The following is a 22,931-nucleotide window of genomic DNA, read 5'->3' as shown; positions in this document are numbered from 1 at the left end:
ACCCTGCGCGCCGGTCCCGCCGCGTGTGCGGCGGGGCCGGTTCGGGCTGTGCGCCGGTGAACGTCCGCTGAACATCCCCGGCGCACATGGAGAGTTGTGGCGTGTCGGCACTGTCGGGCGCGAGTGATGTCGAGCATCATCCAGGTGGGACTCGCGGGGCCTGCGGGGCCTGTGGCTCATGGGAGACCCCGTCTCGCTCCTGAATCCCACCGACCATGCCCTATGACAAGGACAACTCTCTTGCACAAGAGGAAATCAAGATTCCGGCCGCCCGTCGTGCTCGCCGTCGCCGCGCTGGCCGCCGGCAGCGTCGTGGCCCTCCCGATGACCGCACAGGCGGGCGCCCCGAAGGACACCGGAACCACGGCAAGGCAGGGTGAGTTCGCCGCGGCGGCCGCGAAGTACCACATACCCGTGAGCGTGCTGCTGGGACTGGCCTACCAGGAGTCCGCCTGGGAGACGCACGCGGGCACGCCCAGCAGCGACGGCGGCTACGGTCCCCTGCACCTCACCGATGTGACCGAGGAGATGATGGCCGGCGGCGGCGCCGGCGCCGCGGACAAGGGCGACCTGGCGGCGTTCGCCAAGAGCCCGGCGCAGCACACCCTGCAGGCCGCGGCGGCACTGACCGGACTGCCCGAGGCGCAGCTGCGGACCGACCCGGCCGCCAACATCCTCGGCGGCGCGGCGCTGCTCGCCTCGTACGAGAAGGCCCTGGTGGGCAGTTACCCCACCGACGCGGGCCAGTGGTACGGAGCCGTCGCCCGCTACAGCCAGTCGGCGCAGAAGCAGAGCGCGGAGATCTTCGCCAACCGGGTCTTCGGCACCCTGCGGACCGGTGCCGGGCGGACGACCCGGGACGGCCAGCAGGTCAGCCTGCAGGCGGCGCCCGCGCTGCGGCCGGCGACCACCGAACTCAACGCCCTGCACCTGCTGGCGACGCCGGCCACCCAGGCCGAGTGCCCGCCCACCGTGCTGTGCACCTTCATTCCGGCCGCGGCGTCCAACGGCCAGGTGTCCGACCGGCCGGCCAACGGCATCAAGATCGACACCATCGTCATCCACGACACCGAGTCGTCGTACGACTCCGCCATCGCCACCTTCCAGGCTCCCGGCGGGGATTCGGCGCACTACGTGATGCGTTCGTCCGACGGCGCGGTGACGCAGATGGTGCCCACGAAGGACATCGCCTTCCACGCGGGCAACTACTCGACCAACCTGCACTCGATCGGCATCGAGCACGAGGGATACGCCGCGCACGGCGCCACCTGGTACACCGAGGCGCAGTACGAGGCGACCGCCGATCTCGTGCGCTACCTCGCGCACCGCTTCGGCATCCCGCTCGACCGCGAGCACATCATCGGTCACGACAACGTCGCGGGGCCCAACTCCAGCCTTGTCGCCGGGATGCACTGGGACCCGGGCACCGGCTGGGACTGGGAGCACTTCATGGCGCTGCTCGGCGCCCCCGTGACCGGGGCGCACGGTGTCGGACCGGTGGGGTCGGTCGTGACCATCGCGCCCGGCTACAGCCGGAACGTGCAGACCGTCGAGGTCTGCCCGGCCGACGACCCGACCGGGGCCACCCCCTCCTGCACCGCGCAGCAGCAGAACGCCAACTTCGTTTACCTGCGCACCGCGCCCGACGCGACCGCGCCCCTCTTCGGGGACCAGGCGCTCCACGGCACGGCGCCCGGCACCAACGACATCAGCGACTGGGGCAGCACCGCACAGGCCGGGCAGCAGTTCGTCGTCGCCGGCCGCAGCGGCGACTGGACGGCCATCTGGTACAGCGGCGCGAAGGTCTGGTTCTACAACCCCGGCGGGTGCAACACCACCCGGGCCCACGGCGTCAAGGTGATCACCGCCGCGAGCACCTCCCCGGTGGCGGTCTACGGGTCGAGCTACCCGGACGCCGCGGAGTACCCGGCCGGGCTCTCGCCCTCCACCCAGGCGCCGTTGAGCTTCTACACGGTGCCCGCGGGACAGGCGTACGTCGCCACCCGGCCCGCTGCCGCGACCGCCGACTACTTCACCTCGGGTGCGGTCGTGACGGGTGCGAAGACGATGTACACCATCCAGTACAACCACCGCGTGGCGCTGGTGTACAGCGCCGACGTGAGCGCGACCCCCGCCCCGTAACCCGGGAGCGTGAACAGGCACGGCGCCGGCCGCGCAGCCGGCGCCGTGCCTGTCGTACGTCCCGCACCCGGACGGGAGGGCGGCGCAGCGTCACGCTCCGACGAGGTCGCCCGGGCCGGTCGCCGCGACAGCCGGGACGGCGGCGGCACGGCGGCGGGCGATGCGTCCGGAGACCAGATACCCGGCGATCATCAAGGCGATGACGGCGACGGTCTCGGTGCTGCCCCAGATCCACGTGGACGCACTGACCTCCTTGGCGGGGATCTTGGGCAGGTCGTCGAGTGACACACCGGGCTGCTTGGCCGCGTCCGCCTGGAACGCCTGGTTGCGGGCGGAACCGTGGAGGAACGGCGCGACGAAGAGCACGCTGAGCCCGAGCACGGCCTCGACCGCGATCGTCGCGGGGAACTGCCGGACGAGGATCGTACGGAGCGGGCGCTGGTCGCCGGCCGCGCGCAGGGCGTCGATGCGCGGGTGCAGCCAGAACTGGTTGAAGACGCCGAGCAGCAGCAACGCCCCGAAGATGAGGATCTTCACGCCGAGCACCCGCCCGTACATCGTGCTGGTCAACTGCGAGAGTCCGTCGACGTGTTCCCAGTACAGGAAGAGCCCGGACAGGGCGATGGCGGCCACACAGCTCATCGCGGCGGCGGAGAAGCGGCGGATCGCGGGGGACCAGAACGCACCGCGGTCGGCGGGGGCGACGGCGCCGGGGAGGGCGAGCAGCAACAGTCCGGCCAGTCCGCCGATCCAGACCGAGCCGCCGAGCAGGTGAAGCATCCACATGACGGTCTCGAAGCTGGTGCGGCCCCAGTCGTCGGGCACCGCGTCGGGGAACTTGGTGGTGCCCAGGGCGACCGCGCCCGCGCCGAGTCCGGTCGCCAGCAGCCAGCGCCGGGCAGGACCCGCCGCGACCCGGCGGGCGGCGAGCGGGGCGACCAGCACGGCGCCCACCAGGACGAGGGTCACTTCGAGCCCCGACAGCCGGCCCGCGTTGCTGCCGTCGTACAGGGCGTTCCAGGCGGCGCCGTAGTCGTAGCCACCGCTCTCCGACGCCCCGTGGGCGAGGTCGGTGAGCACGGCGGGCACGGCCAGCACGCCGAGGACGGCCGCCACCCGGGCGAGCCGGGCGGTCACCGCGGCCAGGGTCTCCGATCCGACCTGACGGGCCGCCGGGCCCACCGCCAGCAGAGCCAGAGCGGTCAGGCCGACGAATCCCATCAGCGTCACCCAGGTCGTCCAGGCCACCGCGCTGTCCTCGAAAGGACCCAGTGGGGTGGAGGGCCCCGCAGCCGCGAAGAGCGGCAGTGCGTGGGACAAGTGACTGGTGAGGGGCATGGCTGACCGCCCTTGCTCGGGATATGTCGGTAAGAGGCGCCTTAGGTTAGGCATGCCTAAGTTGAGCGGTCAATGTGACGAAGACGACGGGTCCGCCGTTGAACGCGAGGGCTCCTGACTGCGTATTTGTCCTTTCCACGCCGCGCCGCCCGCAATTCGCGGGCGGCAGAAATGTCGGGTGCGGCGTGGTCGCCATCGGCCGGATGGCCCGGCAGGGACTGCCGCACGGGCACAACTCACGGGCCGGCGCCGCCGGTTGGGGACGCGGCCTCCGCGCACCTCGCGCGTGGTCACCGCGTGCGGTCAGCGCCGCGGGCCCGGCTGCTCCGGGTGCCCGACGAGCGTCTGGGTGCCCAGGACGGCCAGGAGCGCGAGCCGTTCCGCGTCCTCGGTGCCCGGCTCGGCCGTGTAGATCATGATCCGCAGATCGCTGCCCGCGACGGTGAGCACGTCGCAGTCCAGCGTGAGCGGACCCACCTGCGGGTGCTCGACGGTCTTGCGCGACGCCTCGTGCCGGCCCACGGTCCCGGCGTCCCACAGCTCGGCGAAACGCGCGCTGTTCGTGCGCAGTTCCGCGACCAGCCGGCGCAGCCGCTGGTCCGCGGGGTACCGGCTCGCGGTGGAGCGCAGATCGGCGACCAGCGCGACCTCGAACGCGCGCCGGGCCTGCGGGGTATGGCGGACCCGGCCGCGCGGCCCGACGAGGTTGCGCCACACCGCGTTGCGCTCGTTGCCCCGCCACCCGGACGGATCGCCCATCAGGGCCCCGTACAGCGGACTGGCCAGCAGCAGCGTCCAGGCCGCGTCGAACACCGCGACAGGCGTACCGGTCAGCCGGTCCAGCAGCCGCTGGACGCTCGGTGTGATGTAGGCGGGCACGGTGCCCTGTCCCGGCGGTACGAGTCCTGCGACGTGGAAGAGATGTTCCCGCTCGGCTCCCGACAGCCGCAACGCCCGCCCCAGCGCCTCGACGACCTGCTCCGAGGGGTGGGCCGCCCGGCCCTGTTCGAGGCGGGTGACGTAGTCGACCGAGATCCCGGCCAGCAGCGCCAGTTCCTCGCGGCGCAACCCCGCCGCCCGCCGGTGCCCGCCGGCCGGCAGCCCGGCCGCCTCCGGCGCGACGCGGTCGCGCCAGCGCCTCACCGTCTGCCCGAACTCCGAGGTTGCCATCTGACCACTGTGCCTCGCGCCGCACGGATGTGCCTGGTACCAGGAGTCCCAGGAGTAGCGGTGACGGCGGGGAGCGGCTTCGCCGGATCGACCGGGCCCCGCCCGGGCGCCGGGCGCTCATCGTACGATCATCGAATGGCTGACATGACCGAAACCACGCCAGGCTGGCTCGCCCCCGACGAGCTGGAGCTGACGCGCGCCCGTATGCCGATCCTGTATGTCGACGCCGTGCCCGTACGGGTGGACGACAGCGGGGAAGTCACCCACATCGGCCTCCTGCTGCGGATGGGGCCGGACGGGACGGTGAGCCGCACCCTCGTCTCGGGTCGCGTCCTGCACCACGAGCGTGTCCGCGACGCCCTGATGCGCCACTTGGAGAAGGACCTCGGCCCGGTGGCGCTGCCCCGGATCCCGGTCTCCCTGCAGCCTTTCACCGTCGCCGAGTACTTCCCGACCCAGGGGGTCACGCCGTACCACGACCCCCGGCAGCACGCGGTGTCCCTCGCCTACGTCGTAGCCGTCGCGGGCGACTGCCGCCCCCGCCAGGACGCCCTCGACCTCGTCTGGTTCACCCCGCAGGAAGCGTCGTCCCCCCAGCTGCAGGAGGAGATGCCGGGCGGCCGGGGCGTGCTCCTCAAACAGGCCCTGGCCCACGTCGGCTGCCTGTCCTGACCCACCGGCCACCCGCCGGGCGCGGGGACCCCGGCCGGCCGCCTCGCGTCAGGGGCGGGGCCGCACCGGGGCGGCGGCCGGCCGGCGGCGGGGGAGGTGCTCGGCGGCCCAGATCGTCAGTCCGCCGGCCATGAGCGCGGCGGCCATGATGGTCACTCCGCTCCAGCCCCACGTTTCGTACACCGGACCGGTGACGGCCGAGGACGCGGCGCCGCCGAGGAAGATGCTGGTCATGTAGACGGAGTTGATACGGGCGCGGGCGTCCGGGCGCAGCGCGTAGATGTCGCGCTGGCCGAGGACCTGATGGCTCTGGACGGCGAAGTCGAGCAGGATGCCGCCGAGGGCCAGAAGGACGAGGTGCGACACACCGAGGCCCGCGATCAGCATGGCGACCAGCCCCAGGAGGATCGCCGTCGCGCGGCCGGCCACGCCGTGTCCCGCGTCGCCCAGCCGCCCGGCGACCGGCGCCGACGCCGCTCCGGCTGCACCGACCAGGGCGAAGACGGCGACGCCTCCTTGCGAGAGGTGGTGACGGTCGACGAGTTCGTACGAGACCGCGGTCCAGTACGCCGTGAACGCCCCGAACATGCCCGCCTGCGTCAACGCCCTGCGGATGAGGACCGGTTCGGTGCGGGCCAGCCGGCCGACGGACGCCAGCAGGCTTCCGTAGCGCGCGGTGTGAGCCGGCCGGCGCACCGGCAGCACCTTCGTCAGGGCGATGGAGGTGAGCAGCATGACCACGGCGGAGATCACATAGATGCTGCGCCAGCCCCAGGCCGCCGCGGCGAAGCTGGCGACGGACCGGGCCAGCATGATGCCCAGCAGGAGGCCGCTCATCACCTGGCCGACCAGCCTGCCGCGTGACTCCTCGGGTGCGAGGTGGGCGGCCAGCGGGATCAGGATCTGGGCGACCACCGACGTCACGCCGATCAGGGCGGAGACCGCGAGGAAGACCCAGAAGTCCGGCGCGAACGCCGCCACGGCGAGCGCGGCAGCCGTCAGCAGCAGCGTCCGGGACGCCAGCCGCCGGTTCTCCAGCAGGTCACCGAGCGGCAGCAGGAGCGCGAGGCCGAGCGCGTACCCGATCTGCGTGGCCGTGACCACGATCGTCGCCGTGCCCTGGCCGACCCCGAAGGAGCGGCCGAGCAGACCGAGCAGCGGCTGCGCGTAGTAGAGGTTCGCCACGCTCGCCCCGCAGGCGAACGCCAGGGTCAGCACCACCCACCGCAGGGAACGCCCCGGTCCGGTCGGCTCGACGGGGCTCCGCTCAGGGGTCGCCGTCGGGGCCGAGGGGCGTTCGGTACGTGTGCGCATGGCGCTCCCGGACTAGTTACTGAACATTGCGTTCAGTATGAGCGTGGCGGGTATCGCGGCTATTCCCGGGGCCCGCGATCCCATCGAGGAGGTATTCCACGGAGCGTTCGGCGAGGGCGTCGTCGAGGGAATCGTGGCTGAAGAGCAGGCGGTAGTAGACCGGTGCGAAGACCAGGTCGAGCGTGGCGTTGACGTCCAGGTCCCGGCGCAGTTCGCCGGATTCGATCCCCTTGCGGATGATCTCCGCCGCGACCGCGCGGCGCGGGCTGAGCCACTGTTCGCGCAGCGCCTGGGCGATCTCGGGGTCCGATTGCGCGTCGGCGGCCAGCGCGCGCATCAGCGGGCCGGCCGGGGTCCGCGTGAACAGGCGGACGGCCGCCACCGCCAGGATGCGCAGCGCCTCCGTGGCCGTGACCCCTTCGGGGATCGACCAGGAGTCGGCGGCGCGCAGCATGAAGCCCTCCAGCGCGACCGCGCCGCGCGAGGGCCACCACTTGTAGATGGTCGCCTTGCCCACCCCGGCGCGGGCCGCGATCGCCTCCATCGTGGCCGCCCGCAGACCGCCCTCGATCATGAGGTCGCCCGCCGCCGCCAGGATCGCGGCCCGCCGCGCTTCGCTGCGCGGGCGCCCGGTGCGTACGGGCTTGCCGCCGTCCGCCTCGCCGGCGCCCTCTCCGGTCGCGTTCACCAGCGTCCCGCCTTCTGTCCCATGAACCCGGCACCCTACTGAACGATACGTTCACGCCGGCCGCGGCATGCGGGAGCGCCGGTGCGTCGCTCGCGCGCCGCGCTGCGCCATGGACGGGGTCGCCGGGGAGGCCGGGCCGGCCGCTCGGCCCGGTCGGTTCGGCACCGCGGGGCGTAGCCTGAACGGAGTAGCGCTGAGTCGCCCGGGAGGCCGCGATGTTCAACCTCATGGATGAGCTGTTCGTACCGGGGCGCAAGCACGCCGAGGACGAACGCAACCGCCTGGAACTGACCCGCGAGGACGAAGGCAGCAGTGACCCGGCGCGGGGACCGATAGACCTCGCCTCCGGCACCGTGACGGTCCGCCCGCCCCGGCGGCCCGCGCAGACACCCCCGCCCGGCTCCCAGGACTGACCCCGGCGGCTCCTGTCAGCTCTCCCTGACCTGTACTCCACGGTGCGCGCCAGGCGTTCGTTCACCGACCCGCCGCTGCCCGCCGTCTTCCTGGTACCCGTGGTCCCAGGAAGACGGGAGGACTGGCTGACCGCGCCCCCGCGGCGGAGCCTGGAGACATGACGACAACACTGATCACCGGAGCGAACAAGGGACTCGGCTACGAGACCGCCCGTCGGCTCATCGCCGCGGGACACACCGTCTACGTCGGCAGCAGGGACGCCGAACGCGGCCGGCGGGCCGCGGACGAACTGGGCGCGCGGCTGGTCCTCATCGATGTCACGGATGACGCGTCGGTCGCCGCGGCGGCGGACGCCATCGCCGCCGACGGCGGGCTTGACGTGCTCGTCAACAACGCCGGCGTCGAAGGACGGACACCGGACGGGGGCGTGGTCGGCGCCGCCGAGCTGACCGCCGGCTTGATGCGGCCACTGCTGGAGACGAACGTCCTCGGCGTGGTGCGCGTCACCCACGCGTTCCTGCCGCTGCTGCAGCGGTCCGCCGCCCCGGTCGTGGTCAACCTCAGCAGCGGCCTGGCCTCGATGGCCCGGATCACGGCCGAAGGCACACCGACCTACGCCTACCCGGGCGTCGCCTACCCGGCGTCGAAGGCCGCGCTCAACGTGATCACCGTGCAGTACGCGAAGGCCTTCCCGAACATGCGGATCAACGCGGTGGAACCCGGCTACACCAAGACGGACCTCAACGCGAACACCGGTACGCAGACCGTCGAGGAAGGCGCGGAGATCATCGTCCGCATGGCGCAGGTGGGCCCCGACGGCCCGACCGGCGGGTACTTCGACGCCAACGGCCCCCTCCCCTGGTAGACGGGGATCTCAGCCGAACCCTGGGGAAGAAGGGGCCCGCCGAGCGGCGGGCCCTCCCGCGTCACTGAGCCCTGAGACCGTGCGCGCGGAACTGCTCCCTGACACGGGACAGCGTGGCGGCGTCCGGCACGGGATTGCCGGCGAGCGGGAAGGGGATGCCGAGGGCTTCGTACTTGGCGCTGCCCAGCTTGTGGAAGGGAAGCACGTCCACGCGCTCGACGTTGCCCAGGCCCGCGAGGAGCGCCGCGAGGCCGTCGACCGCGACCGGGTCGTCGGTCCAGCCGGGGACCAGGACGTACCGGATCCACACCGGGACGCCGAGCCGGTCCAGGCGCCCGGCGAAGCTGAGCGTGGGGGCGAGCGACTGGCCGGTGAGCCGGCGGTAGGTGGTGATGTCGAACGACTTGATGTCGAGCAGCACCAGGCTGGTGTCGGCCAGGAGCCGCTCGTCCGCGGCCGCGCCGAGGAACCCGGAGGTGTCCAGGGCGGTGTGCAGACCCAGTTGCCGGCAGCGGCGGAAGATCTCGGCGGTGAAGGCGTGCTGGAGCAGCGGTTCACCGCCGGTGACGGTCACCCCGCCGCCCGCGGCGGTGACGAAGGCGCGGTACTTCTCGATCTCCGCCATGATCTCGTCCACCGTGGTGAGCTTGCCGTCGCGCATGTACCGGGTGTCGGGGTTGGCGCAGTAGAGGCAGCGCAGCGGGCAGCCGTTGAGGAAGAGGACGAACCGGGTCCCGGGCCCGTCGACCCCGGTCGACAGGTCCCAGGAGTGGACGCGGCCGGTCAAGGCCGCGTCCCTGGTGTGCGGGCTGCTGGTCACAGGGCACCGTGGAAGGTGCGGCTGATCACATCGAGCTGCTGCTCGCGGGTGAGACGGATGAAGTTGACGGCGTAACCGGAGACCCGGATGGTCAGGTCCGGGTGGTTCTCCGGGTGTTCCATGGCGTCCTCCAGGGTGGCGCGGTCCAGGACGTTGACGTTCATGTGGAAACCGCCGGCCCCGGTGTAGCCGTCGAGGATGCCCACCAGGTTGCCGGCGCGCTCGGCCGGATCGTGGCCCAGTCCCTCCGGGGTGACGGTGGAGGTCAGGGAGATGCCGTCGCGGGCCGCCTCGTAGGGGATCTTGGCCACCGACAGCGCGGAGGCGGCCAGACCGTGCCGGTCCCGTCCGTTCATGGGGTTCGCCCCCGGCGCGAAGGGCGCACCGGCGCGGCGGCCGTCCGGGGTGTTGCCGGTGTGCTTGCCGTAGACGACGTTCGAGGTGATGGTGAGCACCGACTGGGTGTGCACCGCGCCCCGGTAGGTGGGGTGGCGCTGGAGCTTGGCCATGAAGGAACGCACCAGATCCGCCGCGATGGCGTCCGCGCGGTCGTCGTTGTTGCCGTAAGCAGGGAACTCGCCTTCCACGACGTAGTCCACCGCGTGGCCGGCCTCGTCACGGACCACCCGCACCCGGGCGTACTTGACCGCGGCGAGGCTGTCGGCGGCCACCGACAGGCCGGCGATGCCGCAGGCCATCCAGCGGTGGACCGGGTGGTCGTGCAGGGCCATCTCCAGCCGCTCGTAGGCGTACTTGTCGTGCATGTAGTGGATGACGTTGAGGGTGTCCACGTACAGGCCGGCCAGCCACTCCAGGGTCCGGTCGAAGGCCGCGTACAGCTCGTCGAAGTCCAGGTACTCACCGGAGAGCGGCACGGTGGCCGGCGCCACCTGCACGCCGGACATCTCGTCCCGGCCGCCGTTGATCGCGTACAGCAGGGCCTTGGCGAGGTTGACCCGCGCGCCGAAGAACTGCATCTGCTTGCCGACCTTCATCGCCGACACGCAGCACGCGATGGCGGTGTCGTCCCCGGTGACGGGGCGCAGCAGTTCGTCCGACTCGTACTGGATCGAGGAGGTGTCGATCGAGACCTGGGCGCAGTAGCGCTTGAAGCCCTCCGGCAGGCGCGGCGACCACAGCACGGTGAGGTTCGGCTCGGGCGCGGGACCCAGGTTGTACAGGGTCTGCAGGAAACGGAAGGAGGTGCGGGTGACGAGCGTGCGGCCGTCGCTCCCGATACCGCCGATCGACTCGGTGACCCAGGTCGGGTCGCCGGAGAAGAGCGCGTCGTACGCGGGCGTCCGCAGGAACCGTACGATCCGCAGCTTGATCACGAAATCGTCGATCAGCTCCTGCGCACCGGTCTCGTCGATCAGCCCCTCGGCGAGGTCGCGGGCCAGGTAGATGTCCAGGAAGGTCGAGGTGCGGCCGAGCGACATCGCCGCGCCGTTCTGCTCCTTCACCGCGCCCAGGTAGCCGAGGTAGAGCCACTGCACCGCCTCGCGTGCCGTCCCGGCCGGGCGGCTGACGTCGCAGCCGTATGTGGCCGCCATCTCCTCCAGCTCGCCCAAGGCCCTGATCTGCTCGGCCAGTTCCTCACGGTCGCGGATGACCTCGGCGGTGGAGGCGTGCGAGTCAAGCCGCGCCCGCTCGGCGCGCTTGGCCTCGATCAGCCGGGTGGTGCCGTACAGCGCGACACGGCGGTAGTCGCCGATGATCCGGCCGCGGCCGTAGGCGTCCGGCAGACCGGTGACGATGCCGGCCTTGCGGGCACGCCGCATCTCCGGCGTGTAAGCGTCGAAGACACCGTCGTTGTGCGTCTTGCGGTAGGTGCCGAAGACCCGGGTGACGAACGGGTCGGGTTCGTACCCGTAGGCGCGCAGACTCGTCTCGACCATCCGCAGGCCGCCGTTCGGCATGATCGCGCGCTTCAGCGGTGCGTCGGTCTGCAGGCCGACGATCAGCTCCCGTTCCGGGTCGATGAATCCGGGCCGGTGGGAGGTGATGGTGGACGGCGTCGCCGCGTCGACGTCGAGGACGCCCTTGCGGCGCTCCTCGGGAAAGAGCGAGGAGACCTTCTCCCACACCGCCCGGGTGCGTTCGGTGGCACCGGCGAGGAACGACGCGTCGCCTTCGTAGGGCGTGTAGTTGGCCTGGATGAAGTCGCGGACCGCGATCTCCTGGCGCCACGGTCCCTCGGTGAAGCCGTGCCAGGCGGCGACGGGTGCTTCTCGTGTCGTTCGGACGGTGGTGGTGGTCATGGGTTCCCATCCCTGGCTGCGTTCGCCGGACACGCCATCGCGTGTCCGCTTGTCCCATGTCCCAGCTTCGCCGCCGGCCGTTCGCCGGGGCAGGGCCGGTCGAGGCCGTCGGGAAGACCGTTCGGCTCTGCCGGCAGGGTCCAAAGTCCCGGGCGCCGGGTTGCGGCCGGCCGGCGGCCCGGACCTGTTGAAACGTCACTCCCATCACGCGGATCCCGTGCAGACCATTGACCCCGGGCGCGCCACCCCCTACCTTCGGCCACGGTACCGAGTAATGAAACGTTTCATTCCCCAGAATGCCAGCCCCGGACGTCCTCACCCTGTCAGCGGCCCAGCCGGCCGCTTCAGGCGTTCATGCCCGCTTCCTCCCTCCCCCCACGGAGCCAACCATGGTCCCTGAACGGCGTGTCCGCGGTCGCCGCCGCGTCGCCGCTGCACTGAGCTGCGTACTCGCACTCCTCGTCTGGGCGCCCGCCCCGACCGCCTCCGCCGCCGCGCCGGGCACCCCGTGGCCCGCGGCCCCCGACTGGCAGAGCTACGTCCAGGCGCCGTCGAGCGCGACGGTCTGCCCGACCGCGGTGACCAGCACCTCCGGCGCCGTCACCGGCGCGCAGAACCTCGTGTGCGGCGGATCGGGCACCGCCACGCTGACCCTGACCGCGGGCGGCGCCACCCCGACCGTCGTCCTCGACTACGGCAAGAACGTCGGCGGCGTGCCCTACTTCGACGTCCGGGCCGCGTCCGGCTCGCCCACCCTCCAGGCCGGCTACAGCCAGGCCCGGCAGTACCTGACGGCGACCGGCGACGCCGCCCAGCCGTGGGCGGAGGGTGATCCGGCCCGCCACGACACGTACACCGTCTCCGGCCCGGGAACCATCACCAACCGCTACGAGCAGGGCGGTGAGCGGTACGAGGAGATCACCCTCACCTCACCGGGCAGCCTCACCCTCGGCGCGGCCGGCCTGCACTACATCGCCGACCGCACGACCGCCGACGGCTACCAGGGTTACTTCGTCTCCAGCTCCGACGAGCTCAACAGGATCTGGTACGACGGCGCCTACACCGGCCAGCTCGACTCCGCCCCGACCGGCTCGCTGCCCGGCAGCTGGACGATCACCGGCGGCGTGCTCGACAACTTCGGCGGCAACGCCGGCCTGCTCCGGCAGGGCACGTCCTGGGGCGACTACACGACCACCTTCGACACCCGGATCATCGCCGACCAGGCCGGCTGGGTGGTCCGCGGCCAGGACGCCGACAACGGCTATGTGTTCATCCTGAACGCCGCCGACGACACGGCGGGCACACCGAACACCCTCCAGGAGTTCGACGTGCACGACGGGACGTACACCAGTGTCGGCACCGCCCCGCTGCCCACGAGCCTGGCGCCGGACACCTGGCACACCGTCACCACCACGGCCGCCGGCACCACCGTGACCGTCTTCCTGGACGGTGTGAAGGTCGCCGCCGTCGACTCCGCGTCCTTCCCGGCCGGCACCCGCGCCTACCCGGCCGGCACCGTGGGCCTGCGCGAGTTCAACGGTGAGGAGGCCGACTTCCGCAACCTGAGCGTGGTGGCAAGCTCCGGCGCCACCCTCTACAGCAACCCGCTGAGCAGTGCCACGGCACTGGCGGACTTCACCGTCCCCGGCGTCAACACGCTGCCCTCCATCCTCGACGGAGCCGCGCGCGACCGCGCGGTCTGGAGCGGCGACCTGAACATCGAGGGCCCGACCGTCTACTACTCCACCGGCAACGCCTCCTATCTCAAAGGCGCGTTGCAGCTCCTGGGCAGCTACCAGCTCTCCAGCGGCTTCGTGGCCGGCGACAAACCGCCGCAGTCACCCCTGCACACCGGCGCACCCATAGCCGGCACCACCGGCGACTACTCCGCCTCGTACTCGGTCTACTGGCTGCTGGGCCTCGGCTCCTACTACCTCTACACCGGCGACACCGCGTTCATCCAGCAGGAATGGCCGGTCGTCAGGAACGAACTCGCCTGGAACGCCTCGCAGCTCGACGGCAACGGGCTGCTCACCACCACCGCGGCCGACGGCGCCGACTGGGACTTCTACGACAGCAACAAGACCGGTGAGGTCACCGCGTACAACCTCCTCTACTACCGGGCCCTGCTCGACGGCGCGCAGATCGCCACCGGGGCCGGGCAGGGCGCACAGGCCGCCGCGTACACCCAGCAGGCCGCCGCGCTGAAATCGGCCATCAACGCCCACCTGTTCAACACCACGACCGGGCTCTATCTCACCAGCAGCACCCAGACCTCCTCGGTCGCGCAGGACGCCAACGCGCTCGCCGTCCTCTACGGGGTCGCGCCCGCGGGAAGGGCCGCCTCGATCCTGGCGTCCCTGAAGTCCCGGCTGTGGACCAGCCCCTACGGTCCGCTGCCCTTCTCCTCCGACGCCGGCAACAGGCCGCTGGTCAGCCCCTTCATCAGCGGCTACGAACTCCAGGCCCGGCTGGCGGACAACGACACCGCCAACGCCGGGCAGCTGCTCAGCAGTGTGTGGGGCCACATGATCACCGCCGGCGGCTACGAGGGCGGCACCATGTGGGAGAACGTCTCCGCCGCCGACGGAACGCCAGGACTCGGCTCGGGCACCAGCCTGGCGCACGGCTGGTCCACCGCGCCGACCAGCGCCCTGTCGGGTTACGTGCTGGGCATCCAGCCGGCGTCCCCGGGCTACGCGACCTGGTCGGTACAGCCCCACCCGGGCGATCTGGCCTGGGCCGAAGGAAAGGCGCCGACACCGCACGGAGCCGTGCAGGTGTCGTGGGCGGGGGAGCACGGGGCCGGCGAGTTCGCGATGAGCGTGACCGCGCCCTCCGGCACCAGCGGCACCATCGCGGTGCCCACCTTCGGCGCCGCCTCCCCGGTCGTCGCGGTCAACGGCCAAGTGGTCTTCAGCGGCGGTGTGTTCACCGCCGCCCCCGGTGTCGGCGGCGCCCACCAGGACGCCGACTACGTCTACCTCACCGGTGTCCAGCCCGGCACCTACACGGTCGCCGCGAACCCGGGCGGTACGGCGCCGGCCGGTTACACCCTGTGTGCCCAGCAGAACGGCACCTGCGCCTTCACCGGCACCCAGTCGGTCGCCTACGGGGCGGCCGGCATCTACGACTACCGCACGGTCACCGGCGGCACCCCCTGCGACGACGCGACCCTCGGCGACCCCGACTTCGGCTTCGTCAAGTCCTGCTACACCGGCCCGGTCGTCAACGGCCCCGGCGGATCGGCGTACTGCGCCCCGGAGAACGGCCTGTGCGCCTTCGGCGGAACACGCACCGTCGCCTACGGCGCGGGCGGGACCTTCACCACCAAGTCGCTGTCCGGCGGGACCGCCTGCACCAACGCGGTGTTCGGCGATCCCGTGCCCGGCACGGTGAAGTCCTGCTTCCTGCTGCCTGGTTGATCACCTTCCGGGCCGAGGTGCGCCGGTGCTGAGCCCGGGGACGGCTACCCCGCGGCCTGTACAGCGGACGTGGCGGGCGCCGGGACGGGCCGGGCGGGTGCGGGATCGCCTGCGCCGTCCTCCTCGGTGTCCACCAGGGTGCGTTCGTCGAAGGGCAGATCGCCGCCGAGCACCAGGTTCACCCGGTTCTTGTCGACCTCCCGCACCCACGTGCCGACCAGCAGCGTCGCGATCGCGTTCCCGGCGAAGTTCGTCAGTGCGCGCGCCTCGCTCATGAAGCGGTCGATCCCGACGATCAGGCCGACACCGTCCACCAGGGCGGGCTGGTGGGACTGCAGACCGCTGGCGAGGACGGCGATACCGGAACCGGACACGCCCGCCGCGCCCTTGGAGGCCAGCATCATGAAGAGCAGCAGCCCGATCTGCTGGCCGAGGTCCAGCGGCCGGTCGAGCGAGTCCGCGATGAACAGCGACGCCATGGTCAGATAGATCATGGTGCCGTCGAGGTTGAAGGAGTACCCCGTCGGCACCGTGATGCCGACCACCGGACGGCTGACACCCAGGTGTTCCATCTTCGCGATGAGCCTCGGCAGCGCGGACTCGGAGGAGGAGGTGGACAGGATCAGCAGGAACTCGCGGCCGAGGTAGCGCAGCAGCCGGAAGAGATTGACGCCGGTGACGAGCCGCAGGACGGTACCGAGCACCACGACGACGAACAGCAGACAGGTGATGTAGAAGCCGATCATGATCGTCGCCAGCGCCCTGAGGGCGTCCGTGCCGGTCTCCCCGATGACCGCCGCCATCGCCCCGAAAGCGCCCACCGGGGCGGCCCACATGATCATGGACAGGACGCGGAAGACCAGTTTCTGGATGTGGCCGATGCCCCGCAGCACCGGTTCGCCGGCCCGGCCCATGGCCTGCAGGCCGAAACCGACCAGCAGGGCGACCAGCAGGGTCTGCAGCACCTCGCCCTCGGTGAGCGCCGACACCAGGGTGGTGGGGATGATGCCGAGCAGGAAGTCCACCGCGCCCACATGGGCGTCCGCCGCGGCCGTGTGCCCGATGCCCCTGGTCGCGTCGGTGAGATGCAGACCGCTGCCGGGGTGCAGGATGTTGCCGACGACCAGCCCGATGGCCAGTGCCACCGCGGACATGACGACGAAGTAGCCGAGCGCCAGACCACCGACCCGCCCGACCCTCGCGGCCTGGCGGACGGAGCCGACCCCCAGCACGATCGTGCAGAAGATGATCGGCGAGATCATCATCTTGATCAGGGCGACGAATCCGGTGCCCAGCGGCTTGAGTTCCTTGGCGAAGTCGGGCCACAGGAAGCCGGTCCCGATACCGAGCAGCACGGCGACGATCACCGCGAGGTACAAATACTGTGTGCGATCCCGCTTGACGGGTGGCGGCACCGCCGGCGATTCGGACATGACGGTTCTCCTTGACGACATCAATGGCGTACGAGGCAAGCCCCGGCTGCCCGCCGGGGGACCGCGGGCGTGCGGTACGTCAGTGCGTGCGGCTCACGTCCTGGCGGTTCCCGCGACTATCCCGATTCCCGTGACGTAGGTCACTGTTGTGTTCGTTGAGTTCACGCATCACACCGAAGGGCGGCCGATTCCGATGGCAGCGCGGCGCGTGCCGTACCCCCGCAGCCTGGCCGGGCAGTTGTTCTTGATCCAGACCGTGCTGGTCACCCTCGCGGTGACGGCGTGCGTGATCTTCACCTACGTCAGCAACAGCAGGCAGGCCGAGGAAGCCGCCCGCCGGCAGGCAACCGCCACCGCGCGCGCGGTGGCCGACGCGCCGTCGGTCGCCGCGGCGATCGCGGCCGCGGGCAGTCCGGCCGGCAGTCCCACCGCCGTCCTCCAGCCGTACGCGACAGCGGTGCAGCGCGACACGGGGGTGGACTTCGTGACCATCATGGACACGCACGGCATCCGCTGGACCCACCCGGACACACGGCAGATCGGGCGACGCTACCTCGGCCACATCGCGCCCGCACTGGACGGGAGGACGTTCTCCGAGACGTACACCGGGACGCTCGGCCCGTCGGTGCGGGTGATCACCCCCATCCGCTCCGGGCCGCGGACCGTCGGGCTGGTCAGCGCCGGCATCACCGTCCAGGCGATCAGCGAGCGCTCCCGGGAACAACTGGTCACCCTCATCGGTGTGGCGGCCGGCGCGCTGGCCCTGGGCGGGATCGGCACCTACGTGGTCAACGCCCGGCTGCGCCGCCACACCCACGGCATGAACGCCGGCGAACTCCACCGGATGTACGACTACCACCAGGCGGCGCTCCACGCGGTGCGCGAGGGGCTGCTGCTCCTGGACGGCAGCCAGCGCATCGCGCTGGTCAACGACGGCGGCTGCGAACTGCTGGGCATCGGCGCCGGCGCGGTGGGCCGCCACGTCACGGAACTCGGCCTCCCGCAAGCCCTGACGGCGGCGCTGCTGTCCGGCGAGACCCGCGTCGACGAACTCCACCTGACCTCCGAGCGGGTCGTCGTCCTCAACACCGCGCCCGTCTCCGGCGGTGAGCAGAGCGGCACCATGGTGACCCTGCGGGACCACACCGAACTGCAGGTGGTGATGGGCGAACTGGACTCAGAACGCGGCTTCAGCCGGGCCCTGCGCGCCCAGGCCCACGAAGCGGCGAACCGGCTCCACACCGTTGTCTCCCTGGTCGAACTCGGCCGCGGGGACGAGGCGGTCGACTTCGCCACCTCCGAACTGCGGCTCGCGCAGGCGCTGACCGACCAGGTCGTCGCGGCGGTCGGCGAGCCCGTACTGGCCGCCCTCCTGCTCGGCAAGACAGCACAGGCCAACGAGCGCGGTGTGGAACTGCTGGTCACGCGGGACAGCCGGCTGGACGACGGACTGCTGCCGGACGCGCTGCCCGCGCGGGACCTGGTGACGGTGCTGGGCAATCTCATCGACAACGCCGTCGACGCCACCCAGGGCCTGCCGGCCGCGCAGGTCACGGTCACCGCGCGGGTGGACGCCGGCCATCTGCTGCTGCGGGTGGCGGACACCGGACCCGGCATACCGTCGGGCGACGCGGACTCGGTCTTCGAGCACGGCTGGTCGACGAAGCCCCCGGCGCCGGGAGGCCGCGGGCTCGGGCTGGCCCTCGCACGACAGGCGGTCACCCGCAACGGCGGCACGCTCTCCCTGACCGTGCCTCCTGAGGGCGGCGCGGTCTTCACCGCCCGGCTTCCGCTGGCGCCGGCCCGGCAGACCGGGGCACCCGTACCCGATGCGCGTCCCGCCCTGAGAGGAGCCGGCAGATGACCGACGCCGACATCCGCGTCCTCGTGGTCGAGGACGACCCCGTCGCCGCCGACGCGCACGCCCTGTACGTCGACCGCGTGCCCGGCTTCACCACCGTCAGCAAGGCGCACTCCGCCGCGCAGGCCCGGCGCCTGGTCGGCCGGGTGCCGGTCGACCTGATCCTGCTCGACCTGTATCTCCCCGACGGGCACGGTCTGGAGCTGGCCAGGTCACTGCGGGCCGCAGGGCACCGGATGGATGTCATCGCCGTGACCTCCGCCCGGGACCTGGCCGTCGTCCGCGAAGGGGTCTCGCTCGGCGTGGTCCAGTACGTCCTCAAGCCCTTCGCGTTCGCCACCCTCCGCGACCGCCTGACGAGCTACGCCCGGTTCCGGGCGTCGGACGGCGAGGCGGGCAGCCAGGACGAGGTCGACCGTGCGCTGGCCGCGCTGCGCACCCCGGGCCCGGCGGCGCTCCCCAAAGGACTCAGCGCGCCGACCCTCGAAGCCGTCGTCCGTGTGCTGCGCGCGACACCCCCCGGTCTGACCGCGACCACCACGGCCGAATCCGTCGGCATCTCCCGCATCACGGCACGCCGCTACCTGGAGCACCTCGTCGACGCCGGACGCGCCGAGCGCAGCCCGCTGTATGGCCAGGTGGGACGCCCGGAACTGCACTACCGGTGGCTGAGCACCCCGTGAGCCGCGGCGCAGCAGCCGCCCGTACTGCGCCGCTGCCGGTCAGCTCCCGGCGCGGTCGCCGGGGAGCGGGGTGCCGGTGAGGGCGGCACAGCGGTCGAGGAGTTCGTCCTGGAAGGCGGGCGCACCCGCCGCCGGATGGGCCTCCTCCTGCCGCTGGTGGTAGAAGTACCGGCCACTGACCCGCGCTTCCGCGTCGTCGCTGACGGCCAGCCACGCCTGGGTGACCGGGGCGAGGCTCAGATCGTCCGGCGCTCCGCGCCCGCCCATCCGCGTGGCGACCCAGCCCGGCGTCAGGGAGTTGGAGAGCACGTCGGGCCACCGGCGGGCGACGGCGAACGCCAGCGTGACATCGAAGAGCTTGCTGTCGGAGTACGCCTGGGCCGGGTCCCACCGCCGCCGGCTCCAGCCGAGGTCGGAGAGGTCCGGATTCCCGCCGTAGTGCATCGCGGAACTCAGGTACACCAGCCGGGCCGGGCGGTCCACGAGCGCGGTGAGCAGGTAGGGCGCGAGGACGTTGACCGCGAAGGTGTGCGCGACCCCCTCGTCCGTCACCCGGTGCCGCTCGCGGAAACCGACGCCGGCGTTGTGGATGACCGCGTCGTAGCGGCCGAGCGCGTTCACCTGCTCCGCGACCTCCCGGGTCTCGTGGACGCTCGACAGGTCGCCGGTGACCACGGCCTCCGCCTCGGGCAGGGCGCGCCCGGCGTCCTGCGCCCGCCGGCTGTTGCGGGCATGGAGGGTGACCTTGTGCCCTTGTTCCGCGAGCAGCTTCGCGGTCATCAGACCGAGGCCGTCGCTGGATCCGGTGATCAGTACACGTGACATCAGGTACTCCCGGTCGCGGTAAGCGTGCGGTGGCCCCGGCCCTTCTGCTTCCGGGCCCGCGAGGACCACTCCCTCCAACGTAAGGGGTGCCTCCGGGGCTGTCGCCGCGCGTTCGGTGGCGCGGGGTACCTCTGCGTGCGGATTGATACTGTTGAGGCATGGATCTGGACCTGCGCAAGCTGCGTTATTTCGCCGCGGTCGCGGAGCACCGGCACTTCGGCCGGGCCGCCGAGCAGCTCTACATTTCCCAGCCGGTGCTCAGCCGGCAGATCCGCGCGCTGGAGCAGGAACTCGGCTGCGCCCTGCTGGTGCGCACCACCCGCAGCGTGCAGCTGACGCCGGCCGGCGAGCAGTTGCACGAGGACGCGCGCGGGGTGTTCGCGAGCGTCGATTCCGTGGTCCGCCGCGTCCACGAGGCCGACCGCGGCGTCGAACGGCTCGTCGTCGCCTTCGCGTCGGGACTGCACGTGTCCGAGGCGGTTCGCGCGTTCACGGCCACCCATCCCGGCGTCGAAATCGAGCTGTTCCGCCTGAACTGGTGGGAGCAGGACGCGCCGCTGCGCGACGGCCGGGCCGACGTCGGATACCTGCGGCGTCCGTTCGACGACACGGGGCTGCGCGTGCTCGCCGTCGGCAGCGAGCAGAAGGTCTCCTGTCTGCCCGTGACCCACCCGCTCGCCCGCCGTCGCGCCCTGACCCTGGCGGATCTCGACGGCGAGACGATCCTCGACGCGCAGGCCCGGCGGACGTCCTCGGTCGAGGAGAAGTTCGAGCTCATCGCGGCCGGCCACGGCATCGCGATGGTGCCCCGCAGCGTCGCCGCCTCCTACTCACGGCCCGACCTGGTCTACCGCCCGGTGACGGACGCCGCACCCGTCGAGACGTGCGTCGCCGTGGCGGAGGACCGCCGCGAGCGCCGCGTCCTCGACTTCGTGACGTTCGCGGCGCAAACGCTGGGCGAGGAACCGCCGCGGCTGGCGGCGGTCGACTGACCCGCCGGTCACCGCGCTCTGCCCATCGTGCCTGACGGCCGGGTGCCGGGCGCATCACCCGGCACCCGGCCGTCAGGCACGATGGGCACGTGCTCATCAGCCTCGGCGGCCTGCCCGCCACCGGAAAGACCACCCTGGCACGGGTTCTCGCACCGCAACTGGGCGCCGTTCACCTGCGGGTGGACACCATTGAGCAGGCCATCGTCCGCTCCGGACTGGCCACGCACCCGGTGGGCCCGGCCGGCTACGTCATCGGGTACGCGCAGGCCGAGGAACACCTCCGCCAGGGACTCACCGTCATCGCGGAATCCGTCAACCCGCTGTCCGTCACGCGCGACGCCTGGCGCGACACGGCGACCCGCGCCGGCACACCGGTCCTGGAGGTCGAGACCATCTGCTCGGACCCCGTGGAACACCGGCGCCGCGCGACCACCCGTGCGGTCGACATCCCCGGCCTGCGGCTGCCGGACTGGGAGGACATCACCGGGCGCGCGTACGAGCCCTGGACACGCGGCCACCTCGTCATCGACACCGCGGCCCATGACATCGACGCGTGCGTCACCGCGTTGCGCAGGGCGCTGGAACGGGTGGGCGGGTGAGGGCCGAGACCGCGTACCACGAAGGGCTGGGCGAACGCTTCGCGGCCCAGGCCACGGACGGCTGCTGCAACGCGTAGACCGGCCGGCCCTGTTCGGCGCTCGCCGGTGACGCGGCCGGCCGGCGGGTCCGGGACCGCGGCTGTGGGCGGGCGGGCCTCCACGCCGCCGTCGTGCCGAGTTCCTGGGCGGCGGCGGGTCCGGCGTCAGGCCCTGGTGGACGTCAGGGGACCGGTTCCGCGCCGGAGGCCGGGCTCACGGCGTGGGCGCATCGCCCAGGAGGAACTGTCCGCCCGCCTTTGCGGCGAGTTCGGGACCGAAGAGCGCCCCGGGGGTGTAGGCGCCCGGCCGGCCCTCGCCCCCGGCGAGCCGGCGCGCGACCTCGGCCGTCACCGCGGAGGTGAACGCCATGGCCTCGCCCGTGCGCATCCACCCTTCCCGGACGCTGCCGTCCGATCCCTCGACCCTGGCCCGCGCCCAGGAGAACTCCCTGGTCCGCTCGCGCGGTGTGACGCGGGTACGGGCGAGCCTGCGTTTGGCGGAGTTGCCGAGCGGTGGCAGCGACAGCAGCGCCGCCACCACCGGCAGGACCGCGCGGATCGCCCGGCCGGCCGGCACCATGCCGGAACCGGCGACCACGAAGGGCGCGCCGGTGGCCCGGCGGGCGGCTTCCAGCTCACCGGTGGGCGCCCCCATCGCCTCGGCTGCCGACCCGTCGGGCAGGGTGAAGCGTTCGAAGTCACCGCCGAGCCGGGCGCGTACGAGCCGGCCGTGCTCGTAGCGGCGCCCGCCGCCCGCGAGAGCGTCGACCATGGACCCCGCCAGCGCGGAACCGATGCGGCCGGGCTCCTCCTCGACCATGGGCAGTGCGTCGACTCTCACCCGCGTCACCGCGGGCCGGTCCGCGCACAGTTTCAGTACGACGCTCTCCGTGCCGAGCACGCCGAACCCCGCACCGGTCACCAGACACCGGCCGGCCGCGGCGGCCTCGTCATGCAGCGCGAGCAGTCCGGTGACGGCGGAGAGCTCGTTCGCCAGGTCGACGTAATGGCTGCCCGGTGGGCACGCGCGGGCGAGCGGTACCGCGGTCCCGGTGAACGGCCCGATCGTATTGACCACCACCGCGGGACCGGCCGCCGCCAGCCGCGCCGCGACGGCGCCGACCGAGTCCGCCACCACGGTCCGCGGCGTGCCGCCGATCGTCGCGGCCAGCTCACGCAGACGTTCCGCATCGCGCCCGACCAGCACCAGGGCGGCGCCACTCGCCGCCAGGCGGGCGGCGATCGCACGACCGGACCGGCCGGTGGCTCCCAGAATCCAGATCTCGTTCATCGTCGTCCACTCATCCAGATCGCGGTGGCGCGGACGCGGCTGTCCCTGCCGTGCCGGCCCCGGCCGGTGCTGCCGGGCCGTGTGGCCACCTTGCCGTCGC

General features: G+C 72.1%; 18 protein-coding genes. 9 read left to right on the top strand and 9 right to left on the bottom strand.

From position 1 onward, the window contains the following. Positions 1-222 precede the first annotated feature (222 nt). The gene (locus OG552_RS02030; RefSeq protein ID WP_329129025.1) at positions 223-2,142 is read left to right on the top strand and encodes an N-acetylmuramoyl-L-alanine amidase; all 1,920 of its coding nucleotides are present in this window, start codon (positions 223-225) and stop codon (positions 2,140-2,142) included. Positions 2,143-2,232: 90 nt separating this feature from the next. On the opposite strand, the gene OG552_RS02025 is transcribed toward OG552_RS02030, so the two are convergent. Both OG552_RS02025 and OG552_RS02020 read right to left on the bottom strand, forming a co-directional pair. Continuing rightward, positions 2,233-3,480 (bottom strand): copper resistance D family protein, encoded by a 1,248-nt coding sequence (locus OG552_RS02025; protein ID WP_329129023.1) that lies wholly within the window; start codon positions 3,478-3,480, stop codon positions 2,233-2,235. A gap of 303 nt (positions 3,481-3,783) precedes the next feature. After that, positions 3,784-4,650, bottom strand: a complete 867-nt coding sequence (locus tag OG552_RS02020) for a helix-turn-helix transcriptional regulator (protein ID WP_329129022.1) — start codon at positions 4,648-4,650, stop codon at positions 3,784-3,786. A 135-nt stretch (positions 4,651-4,785) separates the two neighbouring features. Between OG552_RS02020 and OG552_RS02015 the strand changes: the two genes are divergently transcribed. Then, on the top strand, positions 4,786-5,322 hold the full coding sequence (locus tag OG552_RS02015) for an NUDIX hydrolase family protein (protein WP_329129021.1): 537 nt from the start codon (positions 4,786-4,788) through the stop codon (positions 5,320-5,322). Positions 5,323-5,370: 48 nt separating this feature from the next. On the opposite strand, the gene OG552_RS02010 is transcribed toward OG552_RS02015, so the two are convergent. Next, positions 5,371-6,636 (bottom strand): MFS transporter, encoded by a 1,266-nt coding sequence (locus OG552_RS02010; protein WP_329129019.1) that lies wholly within the window; start codon positions 6,634-6,636, stop codon positions 5,371-5,373. Positions 6,637-6,652: 16 nt separating this feature from the next. Beyond that, the gene (locus tag OG552_RS02005; protein ID WP_329129018.1) at positions 6,653-7,324 is read right to left on the bottom strand and encodes a TetR/AcrR family transcriptional regulator; all 672 of its coding nucleotides are present in this window, start codon (positions 7,322-7,324) and stop codon (positions 6,653-6,655) included. Between the two features lie 227 nt (positions 7,325-7,551). Here OG552_RS02005 and OG552_RS02000 point away from each other — a divergent pair, with 227 nt between their 5' ends. Continuing rightward, entirely contained in the window at positions 7,552-7,737 is a 186-nt protein-coding gene (locus tag OG552_RS02000; protein WP_329129017.1) for a DUF6191 domain-containing protein, read from the top strand. Between the two features lie 158 nt (positions 7,738-7,895). Next, a complete protein-coding gene (locus tag OG552_RS01995) occupies positions 7,896-8,603 on the top strand; it encodes an SDR family NAD(P)-dependent oxidoreductase (RefSeq protein WP_329129015.1) in 708 nt (235 codons plus the stop codon). Between the two features lie 61 nt (positions 8,604-8,664). Here OG552_RS01995 and pflA read toward each other — a convergent pair whose 3' ends face one another. Then, the gene (gene pflA, locus OG552_RS01990) at positions 8,665-9,423 is read right to left on the bottom strand and encodes a pyruvate formate-lyase-activating protein (RefSeq protein ID WP_329129014.1); all 759 of its coding nucleotides are present in this window, start codon (positions 9,421-9,423) and stop codon (positions 8,665-8,667) included. After that, positions 9,420-11,684, bottom strand: coding sequence for a formate C-acetyltransferase (gene pflB / locus OG552_RS01985; RefSeq protein WP_329129013.1), 2,265 nt, complete (start codon positions 11,682-11,684; stop codon positions 9,420-9,422). Before pflB ends, pflA begins: the two co-directional genes overlap by 4 nt. Before the next feature lie 389 nt (positions 11,685-12,073). On the opposite strand from pflB, the gene OG552_RS01980 reads away from it, so the two are divergent. Beyond that, a complete protein-coding gene (locus tag OG552_RS01980; protein ID WP_329129011.1) occupies positions 12,074-15,109 on the top strand; it encodes an alpha-L-rhamnosidase-related protein in 3,036 nt (1,011 codons plus the stop codon). A gap of 44 nt (positions 15,110-15,153) precedes the next feature. On the opposite strand, the gene OG552_RS01975 is transcribed toward OG552_RS01980, so the two are convergent. Then, the gene (locus OG552_RS01975; protein ID WP_329129009.1) at positions 15,154-16,542 is read right to left on the bottom strand and encodes a cation:dicarboxylate symporter family transporter; all 1,389 of its coding nucleotides are present in this window, start codon (positions 16,540-16,542) and stop codon (positions 15,154-15,156) included. Between the two features lie 193 nt (positions 16,543-16,735). Here OG552_RS01975 and OG552_RS01970 point away from each other — a divergent pair, with 193 nt between their 5' ends. Continuing rightward, the gene (locus OG552_RS01970) at positions 16,736-18,406 is read left to right on the top strand and encodes a sensor histidine kinase (protein WP_329129007.1); all 1,671 of its coding nucleotides are present in this window, start codon (positions 16,736-16,738) and stop codon (positions 18,404-18,406) included. Further along, positions 18,403-19,086 carry a response regulator gene (locus OG552_RS01965; RefSeq protein WP_329129006.1) on the top strand — a complete coding sequence of 228 codons (684 nt, stop codon included), beginning with the start codon at positions 18,403-18,405 and terminating at the stop codon, positions 19,084-19,086. The genes OG552_RS01970 and OG552_RS01965 overlap by 4 nt, the downstream gene beginning before the upstream one ends. A 39-nt stretch (positions 19,087-19,125) precedes the next feature. Here the strand turns inward: OG552_RS01965 and OG552_RS01960 are convergent, their stop codons facing one another. Next, positions 19,126-19,911 (bottom strand): SDR family NAD(P)-dependent oxidoreductase, encoded by a 786-nt coding sequence (locus OG552_RS01960; RefSeq protein WP_329129004.1) that lies wholly within the window; start codon positions 19,909-19,911, stop codon positions 19,126-19,128. A 158-nt stretch (positions 19,912-20,069) separates the two neighbouring features. Here OG552_RS01960 and OG552_RS01955 point away from each other — a divergent pair, with 158 nt between their 5' ends. Together OG552_RS01955 and OG552_RS01950 are read left to right on the top strand one after the other, a co-directional pair. Then, entirely contained in the window at positions 20,070-20,903 is an 834-nt protein-coding gene (locus OG552_RS01955; RefSeq protein ID WP_329129002.1) for a LysR family transcriptional regulator, read from the top strand. 89 nt (positions 20,904-20,992) lie between these two features. Then, positions 20,993-21,502: an AAA family ATPase gene (locus tag OG552_RS01950; protein WP_329129000.1), complete on the top strand. Its 510-nt coding sequence runs from the start codon at positions 20,993-20,995 to the stop codon at positions 21,500-21,502. Positions 21,503-21,754: 252 nt separating this feature from the next. Here the strand turns inward: OG552_RS01950 and OG552_RS01945 are convergent, their stop codons facing one another. Continuing rightward, positions 21,755-22,831 (bottom strand): NAD(P)-binding domain-containing protein, encoded by a 1,077-nt coding sequence (locus OG552_RS01945; protein WP_329128998.1) that lies wholly within the window; start codon positions 22,829-22,831, stop codon positions 21,755-21,757. Between the last annotated feature and the right edge of the window lie 100 nt (positions 22,832-22,931).

This window comes from Streptomyces sp. NBC_01476 (assembly GCF_036227265.1).
GTDB lineage: Bacteria > Actinomycetota > Actinomycetes > Streptomycetales > Streptomycetaceae > Actinacidiphila.
This window is presented reverse-complemented; position numbering and strand designations above follow the sequence as displayed.

Bases quoted from the DNA above. Each gene is read 5' to 3' on its own strand.
- OG552_RS02030 (WP_329129025.1), top strand. From the start codon at position 223: ATGACAAGGACAACTCTCTTGCACAAGAGGAAATCAAGATTCCGGCCG.
- OG552_RS02025 (WP_329129023.1), bottom strand. From the start codon at position 3,480: ATGCCCCTCACCAGTCACTTGTCCCACGCACTGCCGCTCTTCGCGGCT.
- OG552_RS02020 (WP_329129022.1), bottom strand. From the start codon at position 4,650: ATGGCAACCTCGGAGTTCGGGCAGACGGTGAGGCGCTGGCGCGACCGC.
- OG552_RS02015 (WP_329129021.1), top strand. From the start codon at position 4,786: ATGGCTGACATGACCGAAACCACGCCAGGCTGGCTCGCCCCCGACGAG.
- OG552_RS02010 (WP_329129019.1), bottom strand. From the start codon at position 6,636: ATGCGCACACGTACCGAACGCCCCTCGGCCCCGACGGCGACCCCTGAG.
- OG552_RS02000 (WP_329129017.1), top strand. From the start codon at position 7,552: ATGGATGAGCTGTTCGTACCGGGGCGCAAGCACGCCGAGGACGAACGC.
- OG552_RS01995 (WP_329129015.1), top strand. From the start codon at position 7,896: ATGACGACAACACTGATCACCGGAGCGAACAAGGGACTCGGCTACGAG.
- pflB (WP_329129013.1), bottom strand. From the start codon at position 11,684: ATGACCACCACCACCGTCCGAACGACACGAGAAGCACCCGTCGCCGCC.
- OG552_RS01980 (WP_329129011.1), top strand. From the start codon at position 12,074: ATGGTCCCTGAACGGCGTGTCCGCGGTCGCCGCCGCGTCGCCGCTGCA.
- OG552_RS01975 (WP_329129009.1), bottom strand. From the start codon at position 16,542: ATGTCCGAATCGCCGGCGGTGCCGCCACCCGTCAAGCGGGATCGCACA.
- OG552_RS01970 (WP_329129007.1), top strand. From the start codon at position 16,736: ATGGCAGCGCGGCGCGTGCCGTACCCCCGCAGCCTGGCCGGGCAGTTG.
- OG552_RS01965 (WP_329129006.1), top strand. From the start codon at position 18,403: ATGACCGACGCCGACATCCGCGTCCTCGTGGTCGAGGACGACCCCGTC.
- OG552_RS01960 (WP_329129004.1), bottom strand. From the start codon at position 19,911: ATGTCACGTGTACTGATCACCGGATCCAGCGACGGCCTCGGTCTGATG.
- OG552_RS01955 (WP_329129002.1), top strand. From the start codon at position 20,070: ATGGATCTGGACCTGCGCAAGCTGCGTTATTTCGCCGCGGTCGCGGAG.
- OG552_RS01945 (WP_329128998.1), bottom strand. From the start codon at position 22,831: ATGAACGAGATCTGGATTCTGGGAGCCACCGGCCGGTCCGGTCGTGCG.